The organism is Pallidibacillus pasinlerensis (assembly GCF_009996845.1).
GTDB lineage: Bacteria > Bacillota > Bacilli > Bacillales > Caldibacillaceae > Pallidibacillus > Pallidibacillus pasinlerensis.
This window is the reverse complement of record NZ_JAACYS010000132.1, coordinates 1-1,779: the sequence shown is the minus strand read 5'-3', so window position 1 is coordinate 1,779 and position 1,779 is coordinate 1. Positions and strand designations below refer to the sequence as shown.

General features: G+C 33.2%; 2 protein-coding genes. Both read left to right on the top strand.

From position 1 onward, the window contains the following. The first annotated feature begins 121 nt into the window (after positions 1-121). A complete protein-coding gene (gene motA / locus GW534_RS15790; protein ID WP_161921919.1) occupies positions 122-916 on the top strand; it encodes a flagellar motor stator protein MotA in 795 nt (264 codons plus the stop codon). Next, entirely contained in the window at positions 909-1,703 is a 795-nt protein-coding gene (gene motB, locus GW534_RS15785; protein WP_161921918.1) for a flagellar motor protein MotB, read from the top strand. The genes motA and motB overlap by 8 nt, the downstream gene beginning before the upstream one ends. Positions 1,704-1,779 lie beyond the last annotated feature (76 nt).

Genomic DNA, 1,779 nt, shown 5'->3' with positions numbered 1-1,779 from the left:
ATTAATTTATAACACCTAAATAAACTTTAATATTATTTTCATATTATCATTAAAAATTCACGAATTTTGTCGATATAGTAAAAGAAGCATTATTATAATAGAGAGTGAATAGGTGATGGTATTGGATAAAACTTCTGTTTTTGGATTAATTATAGGAATATTAGCTGTTGGGATTGGAATGGTTTTAAAAGGTGTTCCAATCAGTGCATTAGCAAACACAGCAGCTATTTTAATTATTTTTCTTGGTACAGCTGCAGCAGTTATTATTGCCTTTCCTAGTAATGAAATTAAAAACGTGCCAAAATTATTTAAAATTTTATTTTCTGAACAAAAGCAAGTGAATAAAGTTGAGCTAATTCACCTGTTTTCAGAATGGGCACAAGTTGCAAGAAGAGAAGGAATTCTTGTTTTAGAAAGTAAAGTTGATGAATTGGAAAATCCTTTTTTGAAAAATGGAATGCTTCTTGCAATCGATGGTAAAACACCAGATTATATTCGGGAAGTATTGTTAGCAGAAATTGATTCCATGGAGGAACGCCATGAGTCTGGTGCTAAAATTTTTTCTCAAGCAGGTACTTATGCACCTACATTAGGGGTATTAGGGGCTGTCGTTGGGCTAATTGCTGCCCTCGGTGAAATGAACGATACAGATACTTTAGGACAAGCTATTAGTGCAGCGTTTATCGCTACTTTATTCGGTATTTTTACAGGATATGTATTATGGCATCCATTTGCAAATAAATTAAGAAGAAAATCGAAACAAGAAGTACAACTAAAATTAATGATGATTGAAGGTATTCTTTCAATTATTGAAGGTGAAGCACCAAAAGAAATTGAACAAAAATTATCTTCTTTCCTTCCGGCAAATGAACGGCAAGCTTTCTTAGAAGAAAGTAGGGATAATAACAATGCGTAGACGCAGACGTAAGCAAGAAGAAGAACATACGGATTCTTGGCTTTTACCTTATTCTGATTTAATGACATTGTTACTCGCACTTTTTATTGTTTTATTTGCTAGTAGTTCCGTTGATGCTCAAAAATTCCAATCCATCTCAAAGGTTTTTGGTGAAATATTTTCGAGTGGAACTGGGGTCTTTGAGTATCCTAGCCCAATACTAGAAGCTGCAGATGAGAATAGACCAAATGATAATGAAGAAAATATGCAAGATGCAGAAATAACATTAAGTCAAGAAGAATATGAGCAATTTTTGGAACTAAAGCAGCGACTTGATACTTATATCATTAGTTCTAATATGGAAGGAAAACTACAAACATCATTATCTGATGAAGGATTGCTGTTAACAATTAATGACAGTGTACTTTTTGATTCTGGTAGTGCCGAAGTTCGAGAAAATGATTTACAAATTGCACAAGAAATTAGTAACCTTCTTGTTATTGACCCTCCCCATAATGTCATCATAACTGGACATACGGATAATGTTCCAATACATAATGCAAATTTTGAATCGAATTGGGAGTTAAGTGTAACGAGAGCGTTAAATTTCATGAAAATAATCTTGGAAAATGAGCAGTTAGATCCTAGAATGTTTAGTGCAAAAGGATTTGGTGAATTTCAACCAGTGGCGTCAAATGATACGGAAGAAGGAAGACAACGAAACCGTAGGGTAGAAGTATTAATTTTACCTAATAATGAAATTGTTCAAGAAAATGAGACTGCAAACACAGAAGAAAATAACAATTAATTTATAGGTGCTGTCCAAAAAGTCAATTTTTAGACATTATTGATGGAATTATTCGGTACTTTGGCGGAGCTTTCCG